Source organism: Limimaricola litoreus (assembly GCF_024159025.1).
Lineage (GTDB): Bacteria > Pseudomonadota > Alphaproteobacteria > Rhodobacterales > Rhodobacteraceae > Limimaricola > Limimaricola litoreus.
Genome location: NZ_JAMYXC010000124.1, coordinates 1 through 19,167 on the forward strand (window position 1 = coordinate 1; position 19,167 = coordinate 19,167).

At 67.2% G+C, this 19,167-nt stretch carries 20 protein-coding genes; 10 read left to right on the forward strand and 10 right to left on the reverse strand.

From position 1 onward, the window contains the following. Nucleotides 1-209, reverse strand: a 209-nt coding sequence (locus tag NHG85_RS08140) for a hypothetical protein (RefSeq protein WP_253331406.1), incomplete at its 3' end; no start/stop codon positions are given. Next, nucleotides 206-1,282, reverse strand: coding sequence for a hypothetical protein (locus NHG85_RS08145; RefSeq protein WP_253331407.1), 1,077 nt, complete (start codon nucleotides 1,280-1,282; stop codon nucleotides 206-208). The genes NHG85_RS08145 and NHG85_RS08140, both read right to left, overlap by 4 nt. Before the next feature lie 156 nt (nucleotides 1,283-1,438). Here NHG85_RS08145 and thyX point away from each other — a divergent pair, with 156 nt between their 5' ends. The 4 genes from thyX to NHG85_RS08160 are packed head-to-tail and all read left to right on the forward strand — an operon-like array spanning nucleotide 1,439 to nucleotide 3,643. Beyond that, complete coding sequence (gene thyX / locus NHG85_RS08150) at nucleotides 1,439-2,356, forward strand: FAD-dependent thymidylate synthase (RefSeq protein ID WP_253331408.1); 918 nt, start codon at nucleotides 1,439-1,441, stop codon at nucleotides 2,354-2,356. A gap of 53 nt (nucleotides 2,357-2,409) precedes the next feature. Continuing rightward, nucleotides 2,410-2,655: a type II toxin-antitoxin system HicA family toxin gene (locus NHG85_RS19840; protein ID WP_370362998.1), complete on the forward strand. Its 246-nt coding sequence runs from the start codon at nucleotides 2,410-2,412 to the stop codon at nucleotides 2,653-2,655. After that, a complete protein-coding gene (locus NHG85_RS08155) occupies nucleotides 2,652-3,212 on the forward strand; it encodes a type II toxin-antitoxin system HicB family antitoxin (RefSeq protein ID WP_253331409.1) in 561 nt (186 codons plus the stop codon). Before NHG85_RS19840 ends, NHG85_RS08155 begins: the two co-directional genes overlap by 4 nt. A 26-nt stretch (nucleotides 3,213-3,238) precedes the next feature. Then, nucleotides 3,239-3,643, forward strand: a complete 405-nt coding sequence (locus NHG85_RS08160) for a DUF6941 family protein (protein WP_253331410.1) — start codon at nucleotides 3,239-3,241, stop codon at nucleotides 3,641-3,643. Here the strand turns inward: NHG85_RS08160 and NHG85_RS08165 are convergent. Beyond that, nucleotides 3,640-3,846, reverse strand: a complete 207-nt coding sequence (locus NHG85_RS08165; RefSeq protein WP_021692131.1) for a cold-shock protein — start codon at nucleotides 3,844-3,846, stop codon at nucleotides 3,640-3,642. The genes NHG85_RS08160 and NHG85_RS08165 overlap by 4 nt on opposite strands. Nucleotides 3,847-3,945: 99 nt before the next feature. Between NHG85_RS08165 and NHG85_RS08170 the strand changes: the two genes are divergently transcribed. Further along, nucleotides 3,946-4,242, forward strand: coding sequence for an arsenate reductase family protein (locus NHG85_RS08170; RefSeq protein WP_253331412.1), 297 nt, complete (start codon nucleotides 3,946-3,948; stop codon nucleotides 4,240-4,242). A gap of 3 nt (nucleotides 4,243-4,245) precedes the next feature. Here the strand turns inward: NHG85_RS08170 and thrS are convergent, their stop codons facing one another. Then, entirely contained in the window at nucleotides 4,246-6,201 is a 1,956-nt protein-coding gene (gene thrS, locus NHG85_RS08175) for a threonine--tRNA ligase (protein WP_253331414.1), read from the reverse strand. A 158-nt stretch (nucleotides 6,202-6,359) separates the two neighbouring features. Here thrS and NHG85_RS08180 point away from each other — a divergent pair, with 158 nt between their 5' ends. Continuing rightward, nucleotides 6,360-7,097 (forward strand): alpha/beta hydrolase, encoded by a 738-nt coding sequence (locus tag NHG85_RS08180; RefSeq protein WP_253331416.1) that lies wholly within the window; start codon nucleotides 6,360-6,362, stop codon nucleotides 7,095-7,097. Here the strand turns inward: NHG85_RS08180 and NHG85_RS08185 are convergent. The 4 genes from NHG85_RS08185 to NHG85_RS08200 all read right to left on the reverse strand — a co-directional run bounded on the left by NHG85_RS08185 (nucleotide 7,094) and on the right by NHG85_RS08200 (nucleotide 12,286). Next, on the reverse strand, nucleotides 7,094-7,264 hold the full coding sequence (locus tag NHG85_RS08185; protein WP_253331419.1) for a hypothetical protein: 171 nt from the start codon (nucleotides 7,262-7,264) through the stop codon (nucleotides 7,094-7,096). The two genes, NHG85_RS08180 and NHG85_RS08185, sit on opposite strands and share 4 nt — an antisense overlap. A gap of 23 nt (nucleotides 7,265-7,287) precedes the next feature. Further along, the gene (locus NHG85_RS08190; protein WP_253331420.1) at nucleotides 7,288-8,400 is read right to left on the reverse strand and encodes a pyridoxal phosphate-dependent aminotransferase; all 1,113 of its coding nucleotides are present in this window, start codon (nucleotides 8,398-8,400) and stop codon (nucleotides 7,288-7,290) included. 298 nt (nucleotides 8,401-8,698) lie between these two features. Then, nucleotides 8,699-11,794, reverse strand: a complete 3,096-nt coding sequence (locus NHG85_RS08195; RefSeq protein ID WP_253331421.1) for a valine--tRNA ligase — start codon at nucleotides 11,792-11,794, stop codon at nucleotides 8,699-8,701. Between the two features lie 63 nt (nucleotides 11,795-11,857). Next, nucleotides 11,858-12,286: an Lrp/AsnC family transcriptional regulator gene (locus NHG85_RS08200; protein ID WP_253331422.1), complete on the reverse strand. Its 429-nt coding sequence runs from the start codon at nucleotides 12,284-12,286 to the stop codon at nucleotides 11,858-11,860. A 106-nt stretch (nucleotides 12,287-12,392) separates the two neighbouring features. Between NHG85_RS08200 and NHG85_RS08205 the strand changes: the two genes are divergently transcribed. Continuing rightward, on the forward strand, nucleotides 12,393-13,550 hold the full coding sequence (locus tag NHG85_RS08205) for a type III PLP-dependent enzyme domain-containing protein (RefSeq protein WP_253331423.1): 1,158 nt from the start codon (nucleotides 12,393-12,395) through the stop codon (nucleotides 13,548-13,550). A 65-nt stretch (nucleotides 13,551-13,615) separates the two neighbouring features. Further along, nucleotides 13,616-14,713: a T6SS phospholipase effector Tle1-like catalytic domain-containing protein gene (locus NHG85_RS08210; RefSeq protein ID WP_253331424.1), complete on the forward strand. Its 1,098-nt coding sequence runs from the start codon at nucleotides 13,616-13,618 to the stop codon at nucleotides 14,711-14,713. Nucleotides 14,714-14,721: 8 nt separating this feature from the next. Here NHG85_RS08210 and NHG85_RS08215 read toward each other — a convergent pair whose 3' ends face one another. Beyond that, nucleotides 14,722-15,672, reverse strand: a complete 951-nt coding sequence (locus tag NHG85_RS08215) for an alpha/beta fold hydrolase (protein WP_253331426.1) — start codon at nucleotides 15,670-15,672, stop codon at nucleotides 14,722-14,724. Then, entirely contained in the window at nucleotides 15,665-15,958 is a 294-nt protein-coding gene (locus tag NHG85_RS08220; RefSeq protein WP_253331428.1) for an SCP2 sterol-binding domain-containing protein, read from the reverse strand. The genes NHG85_RS08215 and NHG85_RS08220 overlap by 8 nt, the downstream gene beginning before the upstream one ends. 103 nt (nucleotides 15,959-16,061) lie before the next feature. Between NHG85_RS08220 and NHG85_RS08225 the strand changes: the two genes are divergently transcribed. Both NHG85_RS08225 and NHG85_RS08230 read left to right on the forward strand, forming a co-directional pair. Beyond that, complete coding sequence (locus NHG85_RS08225) at nucleotides 16,062-16,625, forward strand: tetratricopeptide repeat protein (RefSeq protein WP_253331430.1); 564 nt, start codon at nucleotides 16,062-16,064, stop codon at nucleotides 16,623-16,625. Nucleotides 16,626-16,663: 38 nt separating this feature from the next. Further along, nucleotides 16,664-19,167, forward strand: a 2,504-nt coding sequence (locus tag NHG85_RS08230) for a helicase-related protein (protein ID WP_253331432.1), incomplete at its 3' end; no start/stop codon positions are given.

Sequence of the window (19,167 nt, forward strand, 5' to 3'; positions counted from 1 at the left end):
GCCGCGATGCTGAGCGCGGTTGCGTCCTCGGGGTCGCGCGCGAGCAGCGCGCGCGCCATCACCTCGGCCTGTGCGAGATCGCCCGCCGCCATCCGCGCCACCGCCACGGAGCGCAGCTGCGCCGCGTCGAGCGTCACCTGCGCCGAGAGGGGCGCGGCCAGCCCGAGCGACAGGGCGACCTTCGCGAGGACCGCGCGCAAAAGCCTCACGGCGCGTCGCGGTAGAGGATGAAGCCGCCGGTCTCCTGCGCCGTCACGCCCTCATAGCGCGGATCGTCCGAGGTCATGACGAGCACGCCGACCACCTCGCCGCCGGTGTTCAGATCGCCGCCGATGATGCCGTAATAGCTGCCGCTTTCGTAATCCTCGACGGTGCCGTCAAGCGCGACGTTGCTGCTGATGGTGCCCAGGATCTCGCCATCGGCGGTGGTCGAGCCGGTGGCAAGGGTGAAGCGCGCCGTCGGCAGGTCGAGCACGACGCCATCGGCCGTTTCCCTCCGCACGCCGCTCTGGGTCGCCCTGATCTCCTCGCCGGTCGCGGCATCGAAGGCGCGGCGGTCGTAGAGCATCCCGTCGACGCCCTCGGACTCGTTGAAATCGGTGAAATCTACCGCGATCTGCATCGTGCCTTCGGTCAGCTCCTGCCCGCCGCGCCCGGAGAAGACCCGCGTGCCGGCGTAATCGCCAACAAAGATCGCCTGTCCGTCGCGCCGCTCGGGCAGCACTACGCCGCCGTTGCGCTCGTAGAGAAAGCCGCCGAAGCCGTAATCGATGAAGTCGCCGCTGCGCACGATGGCAAAGCGCGAGACCGGCAGGCGCTCGCCGTCCACTCGGGTGTTGTTGCGGCTGACGCCATAGATCGCGCGGTAGTCGAGCTGGCCGATATCGTCGCCGTTCACCGTGTCGCGCACGGTCTCGTCGCTTTCGAACACCGCATAGCCGCCCATGCTTGGCAGGACATCGTCGCGCCGGTAGGGGGTGATGCCGTCGAAGGCGAGGTTGTCGACGGTGAAGCTTTCGTCGGCGGCATCGTAGCTGACGCTGCGCACGAATCCGCCGCCGCTTTCGCCCAAGGGCTCGAAACGCCGGATCGAGGCATCGGGCGAGGGCGTGGCCGTGCCCGGCGGCAGGTCGGCATCGCCTTCGAAGCCATCCTCCTCCTCCCCGGTCGGCGTCTCGTCATCCTCGACCGCATCCTCCACCTCATCGAACACGAAAGGCTGCCCGTCGCCGCAGGCGGACAGCAGGGCCATGAGCGCGGCGGTGGAGAGCAGGCGGGTCATCGGGGCGTCCTCGGTCAGTGTCGGGCCGAGAGTTCCGCCGGGGGCGGGGACTGTCAACGCGCCGCCCCCCGGGGCCGCCACCGTGGAGAGGGGATGTTCCCCTCCTGCCACGCGGCGGCTATGCAAGGCCCCAGACCCGGACCAAGGAGATCCCCCATGCCGCTGACGCCCGAGCAGGACGCCGAGATCGCCGATCTGCGCGCCACCCCCCGCCCCACGCTGCGCGCCGTCTCGGAAGGGGCGGAGAAGCATCTCTATGTCCCCAAGCCCGTGCTCGACCACGGCTTCGTGCGGATGATCGACTACATGGGCGACGACGCCGCGATCTGCCAGGCGGCGCGCGTCAGCTACGGGCGCGGCACCAAGTCGGTGCAGAACGACGAGGGGCTGATCCGCTACCTGATGCGGCACTGGCACTCGACGCCGTTCGAGATGTGCGAGCTGAAGCTGCACGTGAAGCTGCCCGTCTTCGTCGCGCGGCAGTGGATCCGCCACCGCACCGCCAACGTCAACGAATACTCCGCCCGCTACTCGATCCTCGACCGGGAGTTCTACATTCCGCGCGCCGAAGACCTCGCCGCGCAGTCGAGCCAGAACAATCAGGGCCGGGGCGAGGTGCTGGGCGCGGAGGAATCGGCCCGCGTGCTCGACTGGCTGCGCGAGGACGCGCACCGCGCCTATGACCATTACGAGCAGATGATCTCGGATGACGGCCAGCAGGGCCTCGCGCGCGAGCTGGCGCGGATGAACCTGCCCGCCAACATCTACACGCAGTGGTACTGGAAGGTGGATCTGCACAACCTGTTCCACTTCCTGCGCCTGCGCGCCGATCCCCACGCGCAATACGAGATCCGGGTCTATGCGGATGCGATCTGCGAGATGGTCGAGGACTGGGTGCCCGCCGCCTACCGCGCCTTCGAGGAGTATCGCCTTGGCAGCGTGACTCTTTCAGCCTCAGGTGTAGAGTGTCTGCGTCGGATGCTCGCTGGGGAAGAAGTGACGCAGGAGACGTCCGGGATGAGCGCCCGGGAGTGGCGGGAGTTTACCGAGGTCCTGAAGCACACAGAGCGGTGACTAAACTTGCTTGCAAGCACAAAGTAACTAGATTTAGTGACAGGACGAAGCGTATGAGTAGACGTGAACGGCTCTTGCAGAGGTTCCAACAGGTTCCTTCTGACTTCACTTGGGCCGAGTTTACGCGGTTACTAGGATATTTCGGCTACTCTGTGCGAAACAGCAAGGGCTCAAGACGAATGTTTGAGGGTGAGGGGCTGCCTAGATTGTATTTTCACGAACCTCATCCCGGCAACATTCTGAAGAAATATCAAATCCGCGATGCGCTTGAGGTGTTAAGTCGGGAAGGCTTGATATGAAAACACTAGAGTACAAGGGATACCTTGGTTCTGCAGACGTAGATATTGAAGACAATATTCTACATGGCAAGCTTCTGCACATTCGTGATTTGGTAACCTACCAAGCTGATACTCCCGAAGAACTTCTGATTGAGTTTCGTGCAGCTGTAGATTTTTATCTTGATGACTGTCTGGAGCGAGGGGTGGAGCCGGATCGGCCATTTAAAGGGGTGTTTAACGTTAGAGTGAAGCCCGACCTTCACCGCTTCTTGGCGCAATCTGCAAAAGAGAGTTCGGTAAGTTTGAACGAGATGATCTCTATTGTAATAGAGGCGTACAGAGCCGAAAAAAGTTCTTCTCGAATGGAGGCAGTCTGCATCTCCGATCCTTGGTGCACGCCTTTCTTCGATAGAGAAATCGAAAGCCAAGAATCATTCTTCAAGACTTGGTTTCTATATGCTACCGAGAGCGCTTCAGGTGTCAGTCGCGGAAGTATTGTCGAAAGTTGCAGGGTAAATGATAAAGACAATAATGCCTCATCCTTTATGGAAGTAAAAGTACTGGGTGGCATGCAGTGAGAAGGGTTAAATGTCTATCGGCCGTTATGGCAGATGAGGTTCGGCGTGAGGCGAGTGGGAAAGCCATTATTATTGGAGCGGACCAGTCAGGCCCTGCTCTGTTTTCTGATGAACCGACCACTGTAGAAAGGATGGCATTTTTTTTGGAGATTGAGGTGCAGCTTCCTTTTCCAAAAAGAATATCTCTAAAATTAACGTCAAGCGATAGTATGGACACTCCGATAGAGCATTCATTCCCTGCAAGTCAAGGCAGCGGAGATAAAGTCCCATCGGAGGCCGAGGCTGTAGATTTTATGCTGGTCCTTAATAAAACAGAAGTCACTTTTGCAAAGTTGGGCGTGTACAAACTTTGCTTCAAATGTGATGAAGATGATTGGGTAGAATTGCGAGAATTCTCGTTCCCTATAAGAAAGCGTCCAACGGAAGATTAAACCTTCCTTAAATTCCCCGCCATCTCCCTGCCATCCCGACCTTCGATCAACTCGAACTCCACCGGTTCGTCATCGGCGAGGCCGGTGAGGCCGGAGCGCTCCACCGCCGAGATGTGGACGAAGATGTCCTTGCCGCCATCCTCCGGCGCGATGAAGCCATATCCCTTGGTGGTGTTGAACCATTTCACGGTGCCCTTTGGCATGGCACTGTCTCCCGTCGCTTGAAGTCCGACCGCACGCCTTGCGGTTGCCAAGGACATTAGGGCGCGTCACTGAAAGGCAAATCACATGTGGAGGGAAAGATGCGGGTTCTGGGGCTGAAGACCTGTGACAAGACGCGCGCCGCGATGAAGGCGCTGAAGGAACGGGGGCACGATCCCGTTCTGGTCGATATGCGCGCCGAGCCGCTGGCGGCCGAGGAACGCGCGGCGATCGTCGCGGCCTTTGGCGAGCGGGCGATCAACCGGTCCTCGACCACGTGGCGCGGGCTCAGCGACGACGAAAAAGCCCGGCCAGTGGCCGGGCTTCTGGAGGATCACCCGGCGCTTCTGAAGCGCCCGGTGATCGAAGAGGGCGGGGCATACCGCCAGGGGCTCTGAGCCTCAGCCCGCGCGGCGCAGGTCCGGCGGCGTCGCCTCCTCCTTCAGGGTCTCGACCACCGCGTCGAGGCCCAGCACCTCGGAGCGGTTTTCGCCCAGACGGCGCAGGCTAACGGTGCGCTCCTCGACCTCGCGCCCACCGATGGCGAGGATCACCGGCACCTTGCCGACCGAATGCTCGCGCACCTTGTAGTTGATCTTCTCGTTGCGGGTGTCGGCCTCGGCGCGGATTCCGGCCTTCTTCAGCGTGGCGACCACCTCGTTCACGTAGTCATCCGCATCCGAGACGATCGAGGCCACGACGACCTGACGGGGTGCCAGCCAGAGCGGCAAGCGACCGGCGTGGTTCTCGATGAGAATCCCCAGGAATCGCTCGAAGGAGCCGAGGATCGCGCGGTGCAGCATGACGGGTCGCGCCTTGTCGCCCTTCTCGTTGACGAACTCCGCATCCAGCCGGTCGGGCAGGTTGAAGTCGGCCTGGAAGGTGCCGCACTGCCACTCGCGCCCGATCGCATCGGTGAGCTTGAAGTCGAGCTTCGGCCCATAGAACGCGCCTTCGCCCGGATCGACGGTGTAATCCGCGCCCGCCTTCTTGATCGCGGCTTCGAGCGCGCTCTCGGCCTTGTCCCAGATCTCGTCGGAGCCGACGCGGGTCTCGGGCCGGGTGGAGAGCTTGATGTCGAACTTCTCGAAGCCGAGATCCTCGTAGACCGAAGCCAGAAGCTCGATGAAGTCCGCGCATTCCGCTTCGAGCTGGTCCTCGGTGCAGAAGATATGCGCGTCGTCCTGCACGAAGCCGCGCACGCGCATGAGGCCATGCATGGAGCCCGAGGATTCGTAGCGGTGGCAGGAGCCGAACTCGGCCAGACGCAGCGGCAGGTCGCGGTAGGATTTGAGGCCCTGGTTGTAGACCTGCACGTGACAGGGGCAGTTCATGGGCTTGAGCGCGTTGGTGCGCTTTTCCTTGGCACCTTCCTCGTCCACCTCGACGATGAACATGTTCTCGCGGTAGGCCTCCCAGTGGCCCGACTTCTCCCACAGCACGCGGTCGACGACCTGCGGCGTGCGGATCTCGCGGTAACCGGCGGCGTTCTGGCGGCGGCGCATGTAGTCTTCCAGCGCGCGGTAGACGGTCCAGCCGTTGGGGTGCCAGAACACCATGCCCGGCGCCTCTTCCTGCAAGTGATACAGGTCCATCTCGCGGCCGAGCTTGCGGTGGTCGCGCTTGGCGGCCTCCTCCAACATGGTGAGATGCGCCTTGAGCTCGGCGCGGTTGCGGAAGCCCACGCCCGAGATGCGCTGCAGCTGCGGGCGCGACACGTCGCCGAACCAGTAGGCGCCCGAGACGCCCATCAGCCTGAAGGCATCGGCGGGCAGCTGGCCCAGATGCTGAAGATGCGGGCCGCGGCAGAGATCCTGCCAGTCGCCATGCCAGTACATGCGGATCGGCGCATCCTCGGGGATTCGGTCCAGAAGCTCGATCTTGAAGGGCTCATTGCGCTCCTGGTAATAGGCGCGCGCCTGCGCCCGATCCCAGATCTCGTTGCGGATCGGTTCGGACTTGGCGATGATCTCCTTCATCTTCTTCTCGATCGCGCCGAGGTCTTCGGGGGTGAAGGGCTCGGAGCGGTCGAAATCGTAGAACCAGCCATGCTCGGTGACCGGGCCAATGGTGACCTTCACATCGGGCCAGATCTCCTGCACCGCGCGCGCCATGACATGCGCGAAGGCGTGGCGGATCAGCTCGATCGAGGGTGCTTCGTCCTTGGTCGAATGGATGGCGATCTTGCTGTCGTGCTGGATCGGCCAGCTGAGATCCCAGTGATTGCCGTTCACATCGGCGGAGATGGCCTTCTTGGCGAGGCTGGGCGAGATCGACTGCGCCACCTCGGCGGCGGTGACCCCGGCGGGATACTCGCGGCTGTTGCCATCGGGAAAGGTGAGGGAGATCTGGGCCATGTCGGCCTCCTCGTCGGTCTGGCGCCCACGGAACGCCCGGTTGCGGGTTATATGCGTGAGGGGCTTGATGATCGGGCGGGGCCGGGCTGTCAAGCGCGGGGCTTGTCATCCGAGCCGCGCCCTTCGATGCTGCGCGCCGATCAAGGACGGAGACCCCCATGCCCGAGTTCACCAGCCCGCAGGGCCGCCGCATCGCCTATGACCAGCTGCCGGGGCAGGGGCCGGGCGTGGTGTTCTTGGGCGGATTCCGCTCAGACAAGGAGGGGACCAAGGCGGTCTTTCTGGAGGAGTGGGCCAGGCGGGAGGGCCGCGCCTTCCTCCGCTTCGATTATTCCGGCCACGGCAGCAGCGGCGGCCGCTTCGAGGAGGGCGCGATCGGCGACTGGGCCGAGGATGCGGCGGCGGCACTGTCGCTGACCACCGGCCCGCAGATCCTCGTCGGCTCCTCGATGGGGGGCTGGATCTCGCTTTTGCTGGCGCGCGCGGTGCCAGAGAAGGTCGCGGGCCTCGTCACCATCGCCGCGGCGCCCGATTTCACCGAGGACGGGTTCTGGGCGGAAATGACCGAAGAGATGCGCGGGCGCTTCGAGGCGGAGGGCCATCTCGATTACCCCTCCGATTATGGCGAGCCGCTCAGGATCACCCGTCGGCTGATCGAGGAAGGGCGGGGCAACCTCGTGCTGCGCACGCCTTTGGCACTGCAATTCCCGGTGCGCTTCCTGCAAGGCACGGCGGATGAGGACGTCTCGGTGGCCACCGCCTTGCGGCTTCTGGAGCATGCCGAGGGGCCGGACATGCGTCTGACGCTGGTGGACGGGGCCGACCACCGCTTTTCCACGCCCGACTGCCTCGAGCTGATCGCGGCGAGCGTGGCGGAGGTCTCGGCCCGCGCCTAGCGCCGGGCGCGGCGGGCGAGGGGTTGCGCGATGCGATCAAAGCCCAGCGCGCCGAAGGCCACCCCGGCCCAGCCCCACAGCGCCGCCGCCGTCAGTAGGCCCATGAAGAGCAGCACGCCGAGCGTGGCGAGAAAGGCATTGGTGAAGTCCGGGGCGGGCTGGCGCATGGCGCATCTCCTCGCCTTGGGACCTAGGGCGCGGCGCGGGCCTCTTCCAGAGCTTCGGGAAGCGCGGCTGCGAAGGTGTCGAGATCGGCCTCGCGTCCGGCGGTGACGCGGATGCAGCGGTCGAGCGGGGCGACGCCGGGCATCCGGACGAAGACGCCGCGCGCGCCGAGGCCGGTCATCACGCGGCGCGCAAAGGCGCCGTCGCCGCCGCAATCGATGGCGACGAAGTTGGTGGAGGAGGGCAGGGGCGCGAGCCCGTTGTCATGCGCGATGGCCGCGATGCGCGCCCGCGCCGCCGCCACCTGCGACACCACATGGGCGAGGTGGTCGCGATCCGCCAGCGCCGCGTGCGCCCCGGCCTGCGAGATGCGGCCAAGCCCGAAATGGTTGCGCACCCGGTCGAAGGCCGCGATCAGCGGCGCGGGGCCGATGGCATAGCCGACCCGCGCGCCGGCCAGCCCATGCGCCTTGGAAAAGCTGCGCAGCCGGATCACCCGCTCGTCGGTCGGATCGATCTCGGGGCGTTCGGCCTCTGGCGCGAACTCCGCATAAGCCTCGTCGAGCACCAGAAGCGCGCCCTGCGGCAGCGCCTCGATCATCTCGTGAATCGCTCGGGCGCCTTGCAGCCCCCCCATCGGGTTGTCGGGGTTGGCGATGTAGACGAGCTTGGCCCCGGTCCAGCCGGCGCGCTCGATCAGGCCCTTGGTGTCCACGCGGTCGCTCTCATAGGGCACCTGCTCGATGCGCCCGCCAAAACCGGTGACGTGATAGTCGAAGGTCGGATAGCCGCCCTCGGAGGTCACGACCCAGTCGCCTTGGGCCACGGTCAGCCGCACCAGCAGGCCCAGAAGCCCGTCGATGCCTTCGCCCACGCGGATATGCTCGGGTGCTATGCCGTGATGCGCCGCAACCGCGTGGCGCAGCTCATGCGCTTCGGGATCGCCGTACATCCACACATCGCGTGCGGCAGCCTGCATCGCCTCGATCGCACGGGGCGAGGGGCCGAAGACGCTTTCGTTCGCCCCCAGCCGGGCGGTGAACTCCCGCCCCATGCGGCGCTGCTGGGTCTCGGGCCCGACGAAGGGCACCGTGTCGGGCAGGGAGGCGGCGAGCGGGGTGAGGCGCGGATCGGTCATGGCCGCAGGATGCCGCGCAGGTGCTGCCGCGACAAGCGACAAACGCTTGCGAAGCCCATGCGGGATGGCTAGCGTAGGATTAACAACCTGAGGGGGAAAATGCTTTCATATCTACGCCATGCCATCCGCATCTTGCGGCAGGCATTTTCACCTTCCGTGTCCGAAGAAAGAACGGGCTTCGACCATGTATGGGCGATCCTGCTCGTCTCGGGGATCGGCATCGTGCTGATCCTGACCTACAGGATGCTGGTCTTCGGTTGATGCGACGCGCGGCTTTGAGAGCCGCGCGCCTTTGTCTTCAGCCGATCTCGGCCAGCCGGTCGAGCGCCGTGGCAAGCTGCGCCTGCTCGGCCTCGCGCGCGACGAGGTTCTGCCGGGTCTCCTCGACCACCTCCTCGGGTGCGCTTTCGGCGAACTTCGGGTTCTTCAGCCGCCCCTTGAGCCCGCCGATCTCCTTTTCCAGCTTGCCCATCACCTTGGACAGCCGCGCCTTTTCGGCCGAGACATCGATGATGTCGGCCAGCGGCAGCGCCAGCGTGGCCCCGGTCAGCGGCACGCTGATCGCGCCCTTGGGGGCCTCGGTCGCCTCGGTCAGGTGATCGATTCGCGCCAGCCGCGAAATCATCGCGGCGTTGCGGTCCCATGCGGTGCGGGCGGCGTCATCCGCACCCACCAGCACCACCGGCACCTGAAGCCCCGCGGGCACGTTCATCTGCGCGCGCGCCGAACGCACCCCTTCGACCATGGCGATGGCGATCTCCATCTCCGCCTCGGCCTCGGGGTCCGCCAGCTCGGCGGTGGTGTATTCGGGCCATGCGGCATGGACGAGCATGCCGTCGCGCCGCGCCGTGTTGCCCCACAGCTCCTCGGTGATGAAGGGCATGATCGGGTGCAGCAGCAGCATGCACTGATCGAGCACCCAGGCCATCACCGCCTGCGTTTCGGCCTTCGCGGCATCGTCCTCGCCCTGCAGGAGCGGCTTGGAGAACTCCACGTACCAGTCGCAGACCTTGCCCCAGACGAAGACGTAGAGCCCGTTGGCGGCATCGTTGAAGCGGTAGGCTTCGAGCGCCGCGTCGGTCTCCTCGCGGATCTTCGCGGTCTCCGAGACGATCCAGCGGTTGACCGTCGCCGTTGCCTTGGGTGGTACGGCGGGGGCGGCGTGACGCTCGGGCGCCAGCGCACCGTTCATCTCGGCAAAGCGACAGGCGTTCCACAGCTTGGTGGTGAAGTTGCGGTAGCCCGCGATGCGCTGGGTCGAAAGCTTCAGGTCACGCCCCATCGCCGCCATGGCGGTGAGGGTGAAGCGCACGGCATCGGCGCCATACTGGTCGATCAGGTCGAGCGGATCCATGACGTTGCCAAGCGACTTCGACATCTTCTTGCCCTTCTCATCGCGCACCAGCGCGTGGACATAGACGGTGTCGAAGGGCCTCTCGCCCACCACGGCGTATTGCATCATCATCATCCGGGCGACCCAGAAGAAGATGATGTCGAAGCCGGTGACGAGGGTGGAGGTGGGAAAGTACTTCTCCAGCTCCGGCGTCTGTTCGGGCCAGCCCAGCGTGCCGATCGGCCAGAGGCCGGAGGAGAACCAGGTGTCGAGCACGTCGGGGTCGCGCCAGACGGGAATGGCGGTCGGTGCCTCGGGGCTGCGGATCGCGCCCTCGTCGGTGGTGTTGCCGATCGCCGCCTCGAACAGTGCGATCGCCTCGCCGCGATCCTCGACAAAGCGGATATCGTCATGGCCGTAATAGGCGGCCATCTTCTGCAGCGCCTCCTCGCGCGTCGCGGCGCAGAACGGGGTCCAGTCGGCCTCCAGATCGACATGGCCGTCGGTCAGGGTCGGGCCATACCACACCGGGATCTGGTGGCCCCACCACAGCTGGCGCGAGATGCACCACGGCTCGATGTTCTCCAGCCAGTGGAAATAGACCTTGGCGTCGCGCTCGGGCAGGATCCTGGTCTCGCCCGACCGCACGGCGTCGAGCGCGGGGCCCACGATCTTCGAGGTGTCGACGAACCACTGGTCGGTCAGCATCGGCTCGATCACCACCTTGGAGCGGTCGCCGAAGGGCTGCATGATCGGCTTGTGCTCCACGAGCGGCACCAGCCGCGTCTCGGGCGGGGCTGCGCCTTCCTCGGCGGCCTCGCGCTTGGCGGCCTTGGGGCCAAGGCGCGGGTCCCATTCGGGCACCATGACGGCGAGGCCCTGCTCGGTGATGTCGGCGATCACGCGCTCGCGCGCTTCGAAGCGATCAAGACCGCGATACTCGTCCGGCACGAGGTTGAGCGCGTCAGCCTCCATGACCGTGATCTCGGCGCCCCGCGCCACCTCCTGTGCGCGCGCGGCGGCCTCGGCATAGGGCGCGCCGTCGGCGCGCATCGCGCCCTTGGTGTCCATCAGCCGGTACATCGGGATGCCACCGCGCTTGGCCACTTCGTAATCGTTGAAGTCATGCGCGCCGGTGATCTTCACAGCACCCGAGCCGAAGTCCATCTCGGGGTACTCGTCGGTGATGATCGGGATCAGGCGGCGGTGCGCCTTGGGGCCGACCGGGATCTCGCAGAGCTTGCCGACGATGGGGGCGTAGCGCGCGTCATCGGGATGCACCGCCACCGCGCCGTCGCCGAGCATGGTCTCGGGACGGGTGGTGGCGATGGCGATGTAGTCGCGCTCCTCTTCGAAGAGGATGGTCCCGTCCTCGTCGCGCTCGACATAGGTGTAGGTCTCGCCACCCGCGAGCGGGTATTTGAAGTGCCACATGTTGCCGGGCTGCTCGATGTTCTCGACCTCGAGATCCGAGATCGCCGTCTCGAAATGCGGGTCCCAGTTCACCAGCCGCTTGCCGCGGTAGATCAGTCCCTTGTCGTACATGTCGACGAAGACCTTGATCACCGCATCGTGGAAATTGCCCTGCTCGCTCTCGGGCGCACCCGGTGCGCCCGACATGGTGAAGGCGTTGCGCTCCCAGTCGAGAGAGGCGCCCAGCCGCTTGAGCTGGCCGATGATCTGGCCGCCCGACTGCGCCTTCCATTCCCAGACCTTTTCAAGGAATTTCTCGCGGCCCATCTCGCGGCGGCTCTCGTTGCCCGCCTTGGCCATCTCGCGCTCGACGACCATCTGCGTGGCGATGCCCGCGTGGTCCTGTCCGGGCTGCCACAGCGTGTCGAAGCCGCGCATCCGGTGCCAGCGCACGAGGATGTCCTGCAGCGTGTTGTTGAAGGCGTGGCCCATGTGCAGCGAGCCGGTGACATTGGGCGGCGGGATCATCATCGAGAAGGTCTCGGCGCGGCGCGCGCCGGCGCCCGCGCGGAAGGCCCCCGCCTTTTCCCATGCCTCGTAGAGCCGGGCCTCGGCCTCGGCCGCGTCGAACGTCTTTTCCATCGCCATGTCCCGGGCTCCTCGGTGAGATCGGCCTTGTCTCTAGCGCGCCGGGCAGGGGAGGAAAAGGGATCAGCCCCGGTCGATCCGCGTGGACAGGTGAATGAGCGCCTCGGTCGCCTTCACCCCGTCGAGCGCACCGATCCGGTCGAGCGCGGCATCGAGCGCTTCCGTCGTCCCGGCGCGCAGGCGGCAGGCGAGGTCGAAGCGCCCCGAGGTGGTGTGCACCGTCTCGACCTCGCCGATCCGCTTGAGCCCGGCGAGCACCATGGCCTGCCGCGCGGGCACCATCTGCACCAAAACGGTCGCGCAGATTCCGCCGCGCGCGCGCTCCGACAGCCGCAGCGTGTAGCCCGCGATCACGCCCGCGCGCTCCAGCCGATCGAGCCGCGCCTGCACGGTCGAGCGCGCGAGGCCGAGCCGCTGCGCCAGCTGCGCCACCGGCGCGCGGGCGTTCTCGGTCAGAAGGGCGATGAGGCGGGCATCGGTGGCATCGGTCATATCGCCGATCCTGCCGACGATCCGGCGGCGAGTCGAGACAAATCGACCGGATCGCCGCTTCGAACCGACGGCAGGGGGAGGCAACATGGGGGCGAGGAGGACCATCATGCTGCACACCCCGATCGACAATGTCCGCGCCGATACGCCCGAGGACTGGCTCGCCCGGCATGGCGGCGAGACCGCCGTGCTGCTTCATTGCCCGGGCGCGCTGGCGGCGCGGCACGCCCGATTCCGGCGCGGCTTTCCCGGCGCGGTGACCTATGCGGTCAAGGCCAACCCGGATGCGGCGCTGATCGCGGCGCTGGTGCAGGGCGGCATGACCGCCTTCGACGTGGCCTCGCCCGCCGAGATGGCGCTGGTGCGCGGCATCAGCCCCCAAGCGGTGCTGCACTACCACAACCCGGTCCGCTCGCGCGCCGAGATCGCCGCCGGGATCGCGGCGGGGGTGGCCTCATGGTCGGTGGACGACATGGGCGAGCTCGACAAGCTCGTGGCCTGCGGCGTGGCGCCGGATACGGAAATCGCGGTGCGGCTGAAGTTGCCGGTGGCGGGCGCGGCCTATGATTTCGGCGCCAAGTTCGGGGCCGAGCCCGATCTTGCGCAAGCGCTGCTGGCCCGCGCCGCCGCGGGGGGATTCCGGGTCTCCATGACCTTCCACGTCGGCACGCAATGCGCCGATCCGGACGCCTGGACCGCCTACATGCAGGCCTGCGCGCAAGCGGCGCGCAAGGCCGGGGTGCGGCTGTCGCGGCTCAACGTCGGCGGCGGCTTTCCCTCGGGCCGCGACGGCGCGGAGCCCGCTCTGGAGCCGATCTTCGCGGCGATCGCGGGCGGCGTGAGCGCCTTCGACGAGGCCCCCGCGCTGGTCTGCGAGCCGGGGCGCGCCCTTGTCGCCGATGCGATGGCCTATGCGGTGCGCATCAAGGCCCGGCGCGGCGCCGCGCTCTATCTTTCCGACGGCATCTATGGCGGCCTGTCGGAATGCCCCTCGATCGGAATGCCGCGCGTCGATCTGGTCACCGAGGGCGCGCGCGCCACCGCCGCGCCGCGCCCCTTCGCGCTCTGGGGGCCGACCTGCGACAGCCTTGACCGGCTGCCCGGAGAGACCCTTCTGCCGGGCTGCGCAGGAGAGGGCGACTGGCTGCTGTTCCGCTCGGCGGGGGCCTATCTCGTCGGGGTCACGACCTGTTTCAACGGATATGGCACATATGAGCGCGGCGAGGTGGCGCGCCTCTGGACAGACCCGTCCCGCCCCTTAGGGTGAACCCCATGGGGAAAGGAACGCGATGCGGCGGGCAGGACGAACGCAGGCACGGATGAGAGGCTCCGATGGGCGTTCGTGACTGGCTTTTGGGCCTCATCGGACGCCGCCCGCGGCAGGCCGAGGGCCAGCCGCGCATGCGCGGCCCCGCGACCCATGTCATCATCCTCGACGGCACCATGTCGACGCTCAGGCCGGGGTTCGAGACCAATGCCGGCTTGACCTACAAGCTGCTGCGCGAGAGCGGGCGCAGCGCCAACCTCACCGTGCATTACGAGGCGGGCATCCAGTGGGGCAGCTGGGCCGAGACGCTCGACGTGATGATGGGCCGCGGCATCAACCGGCTGATCCAGAGGGCCTACGGCGTGCTCGCCTCGCGCTTTCGTCCCGGCGACAGGATCATGCTCGTGGGCTATTCGCGCGGCGCTTATGCGGTGCGCTCGCTCGCCGGGGTGATCAGCCGGGTGGGGCTTCTGCGGGCCGAGGAGGCGACCGAGCGCAACGTGCGCGACGCCTACCGCCACTACCGTCACCGCGGGCCCGAGCCGGGCGAGGCGGTGCGCGCCTTTTCGCGGCTGCACTGCCACGACCGGGTCGAGATCGAGGCCGTGGCGGTCTGGGACACGGTCGCCTCGCTCGGGCTGCGGCTGCCGGTGCTGTGGCGCTGGTCCGAGCCCAACCACATGTTCCACGATCACCGCCTCGGGAGCCACGTGCTGCACGGCTTTCATGCGCTGGCGCTCGACGAGACGCGCAACGCCTACCTGCCGGTGCTGTGGACGGTGCCGCAGGGATTCGCGGGCCATGTCGAGCAGGTCTGGTTTCACGGCACCCATGGCGACATCGGCGGCCAGCTCGGTGGCCTGCTGGAGAGCCGCAAGCTGTCGAACATCCCGCTGGTCTGGATGCTGGGACGGCTGGAGGCCTGCGGGCTGGCTCTGCCCGAGAACTGGCGCGAGCGCTTTCCCTGCGACCCCGACGCCCCTTCGGTGGGCACGTGGCGCGGCTGGAACAAGCTGTTCTTGTCGCGCAGCCGCCGCATCGTCGGGCGCGATCCCTCCGAGCGGCTGCATGACACGGTGGCGGGCGGGCATCCGGCGCGGATGCGGCTGCCGCAAGGCGACGCGCGCCTGCCCGAGGTCGAGCATCTGGGGGCTGCGGAGTAGGGCGGCGCTCAGTCGAAATGCGCGGCGATGCGGTCGAGCCGCGCGCCCCGCGTCGCGGCATCCTCGATCAGAAGCTCGTGCCGCCCGCCCTCGACGATCTCGAAGGTCGCCCCGGGCCAGCGCCGCATCCGGTCATGCACGCGGGCCGAATCGACGACCCATTCCTCGTCTCCGAGCATGGTCAGGCAGGGAATGTCGGGCGAGGGCAGCCGCGCCAGCGCCCGCGTCTCGCGCAGGGCCTCGTGCACCCAGTGCAGCGAGGGCGCGGCCAAGCCCAGCTCGGGATGGGCCGCGACCTGTCGGCGCACCCAATCGAAGCTTTCGGGATCGCGGGTCAGCATGTTGGCCTCGGCGGCTTCGGCCGCGTCCTCCAGCGTCGCCGCGCGCCCCGGCGAGGGCAGGTGCGACAGCCCCACCAGCCGCGAGGCGCTGCTCAGCCCCCAGGCCGCGACGCGCAATGTGGGCCGCATCAGCACCCCCCACATCGGCGCGGTGAAACAGGCGCGCGCAAAGGCCACGTCGCGCATCAGGGCGCGCAGCCCGATGCAGCCGCCCATCGAATGGGCCAGCATGTGGTAGGGCTCGGGCAGCCTGAGCGCCCGCGCATGGGCGATCAGCGCGTCGAGATCGCTCTGGTATTCGGAGAAGCTGTCGACATGGCCGCGCAGCGCGTCGTCATGCGCACGCTCCGACAGCCCCTGTCCGCGCCAGTCGAGCGTGACGCAGCCATAGCCGCGCGCCGCCAGATCGGCGGCGACGCGGCCGTATTTCTCGGCATATTCGGTGCGGCCCGTCAGGATCAGCACCGTGCCGCGTGGCGCGGCGCTTGAAACGGGGCCGGGCCAATGCACCGCCCTGAGCCGCACGCCGTCCGCGGCGGCGATCCAATGCGCCGCCGCCGGGCCCCCGGCCACATCCGCGAAATAGGGCGCGGCCGGGCGGCCCGTCCCGTCAGCCAAGGACCGCCGCCAGCTTCATGGCGAGCCCCATGTCGCCATCGACCGCGAGCTTGCCCTGCATGAAGGCGGCGGTGGGATCGAGATCGCCTTCGAGAATGGATTGGAAGGTCTCGGCATCGGCGGTCAGCGTCACCTCCGCCTCTTCGTCGCCCGCGCGTGCTCCGTTCTCGTCGATCATGATCGCGCCCTCGTCCGAGATCACGAACTTGGCCGGCCCGCCTTCGAGACCGTCACCGTCCATCTTGGCGTTGAGCGCCGTCACCGCCTGGCTCACCAGTTCACTCATCCTGTCGTCCTTTGCATTCGCGGCAGCCGGGATGACTGCCGATCTGGTCCTTGTGATGGGGCACCTCTGGTCTCGGCCCGGGCGCGCCCCTACACTAGAGACTATGGGTGCAAGATTTCCTTCCTTCAAACCTGTCCTCACGGCACTGGCCGCAGCGCTTGCCCTGGCCCTTCCGGCGCAGGCGCAGGAGGAGGATCCGGTCGCGGGTCTGTTCGAGGCGCTGCAATCGGCCAGCCCCGAGCAAACGCCGCAGCTTGCCGCCGAGATTCGCGAGACCTGGTCGCGCAGCGGCTCGGCCGCGATCGATCTGCTGCTCGACCGGGGCCGCGAGGCACTGGGCGCGGGTGAGCGGCAGGAGGCGATCGAGCATCTGACCGCCGCGATCGACCACGCCCCCGATCTTGCCGAGGCGCATGTGCTGCGCGCCAATGCCTATTATCTCGCCGGTCTGACCGGCCCCGCCATCGAGGATCTGCGCGCGGCGCTGGCGCGCGAGCCGCGCCATTTCGGCGCGCTGCAGGGATTTGCCGCGCTGCTCGAAGAGATGGAGCGCCCCGAGGCCGCGCGCGAGGTCTGGGGCCGGGTGCTTGCGCTCATGCCGCAGGATGCGCAGGCCAGCGAGGCCGCGCGCCGTCTCGACATCATGCTCGGCGGTCGCACGCTGTAGAATTTTTACGCCGTCCCGGCGCGACCACAGGACCCTTCATGACCCCCTCCCGCATCGGTGCCGTGCTCGGCCCCACCAATACCGGCAAGACGCATTACGCGATCGAGCGGATGCTGGCCTACCGCTCCGGCATCATCGGCCTGCCTCTGCGGCTCTTGGCGCGAGAGGTCTATGACCGCATCGTCAAGGCGCGGGGGCCGTCGGTGGTGGCGCTGGTCACGGGCGAAGAGCGGATCGTGCCGCCGCGCGCGGCCTACTGGGTCTGCACCGTCGAGGCGATGCCCGAGATGGACGCCGATTTCCTCGCCGTGGACGAGATCCAGCTTTGCGCCGATCCCGAGCGCGGCCATGTCTTCACCGACCGGCTTTTGCACGCGCGCGGGCGGCACGAGACGCTGTTTCTCGGCTCCGAAACCATGGCGCCCGCGATTCGCAGCCTCGTGCCCGAGGCCGAGACGATGCGCCGCGACCGGCTTTCGACGCTGAGCTACGCGGGCTCCAAGAAGCTCAGCCGCATGCCCGAGCGCGCGGCCATCGTCGGCTTTTCGGTCGACAGCGTCTATGCCATCGCCGAGCTGATCCGCCGCCAGAAGGGCGGCGCGGCGGTGGTGATGGGCGCGCTCAGCCCCCGTACCCGCAACGCGCAGGTCGAGATGTACCAGAACGGCGACGTCGATTACCTCGTCGCCACGGACGCCATCGGCATGGGGCTCAACCTCGACGTGGCGCATGTCGCCTTTTCCTCGCTGATCAAGTTCGACGGCCACAAGATGCGCCATCTCGCCCCCGACGAGCTGGCGCAGATCGCGGGGCGCGCCGGGCGGCACCGCACCAACGGCAGCTTCGGCGTGACCGGCGAGGCGCCGCCACTGGAGGAGGAGGTCGTCGAGGCGATCGAGAATCACCGCTTCCGCCCGGTGACGCGGCTGTTCTGGCGCAATTCCGACCTGCAGTTCGGCTCGCTCAAGCGCTTGATCCAGACGTTGGAGAGCCGCACCAACAACCCCTGGCTCGGCCGGGTGCGCGAAAGCGACGACCTCGCCGCGCTCAAATCTCTCGCCGCCGATCCGGTGATCCGCAGCCGCGCGCACGACGGATCCTCAGTGCGGCTGTTGTGGGATGTCTGCCGCCTGCCGGATTTTCGCGGCATTGGGCGGGGGGAGCACGCCGAGATGGTGGGCCAGATCTTTGCGCATCTGCAGGACCGCGGCCGCATTCCCGACGACTGGTTCGCGCGCCGGATCGAGCGGATCGACCGCACCGAGGGCGACATCGACGCCCTTTCGAAACGGCTGGCCTATATCCGCACCTGGACCTACGTGGCCCAGCGCAAGGGCTGGGTCGGGGACGAAAGCCATTGGCGCGACGTGACGCGCGGAGTAGAAGATCGCCTGTCGGATGCGCTTCATGGCGCGCTGACTCAAAGATTCGTGGATCGGCGGACCAGCGTTCTGGCCCGGCGGCTCAAGCAGAAGGAGGTCATGGTGGCCGAAGTGACAGACAACGGCGACGTGACGGTCGAGGGCGAATTCGTCGGACGGCTGGAAGGATTCCGGTTCCGCGCCGACAAGGCGGGCGGTCCGGACGAGGCGAAGACATTGCGGCAGGCCGCGGACAAGGCGCTTGCGCCGCAGTTCCACCTGCGCGCGGACCGCTTCTACAACGCGCCCGATACCGAGATCGACGTGACCGAGCAGGGCGGGCTGATGTGGGGCTCTTCCGCGGTGGGCAAGCTGGTCTCCGGCGCCGACCCGTTCAAGCCGCAGGTCGTGGCCTATGTGGATGAGGAAGCCGGCACCGAGATCACCGACAAGGTGAAGCGGCGCCTGCAGCATTTCATCGACCGCAAGATCGCCGCGACGCAGGAGCCGCTGCTGGCGCTGGGCAATGACGAGGCGCTGACCGGGCAGGCCAAGGGCTTTGCCTATCGCATGGTCGAGAATTTCGGCATCATCCCGCGCGGGGAGGTCGCCGAGGAGGTGCGCGCGCTCGATCAGGAGGCACGCGGCGCGCTGCGCAAGCACGGCATCCGCTTCGGGCAGTTCACCATCTTCATGCCGGCGCTTTTGAAGCCCGCGCCGACGCGCATCCGCCTCGTGCTCTGGGCGCTGTCGAAGGGGCTGCAGGAGTTCCCCGAAACGCCGCCGCCGGGCCTCGTCACCGTGCCCGCGACGCGCGGCGCCGCGCCGGGCTACTACGCCATGGCGGGCTACCGCGCCGCGGGTGAGCGCGCGATCCGCATCGACATGCTCGAGCGTCTTGCCGACATGCTGCGCGACCGCGACAGCAAGGGCGGCTTCGAGGCGGTGCCCGACATGCTGTCGATCACCGGGCTGACGCTCGAGCAGTTCGCCGAGCTGATGTCGGGGCTGGGCTACAAGGCCGAGAAGGGCGAGCGTCCCAAGGCCAAGCCCGCCAAGGCCGCGGCCCCCGAAGAGGTGCCGGGCGAGACCCCCGACACCACGCCGCCTGCGCCCGAGGGCCCGGACGTGCCGGGCAACACGCCGCAGGAGGCGCCCGCGCAGCCCGACGCGCCCGGCAT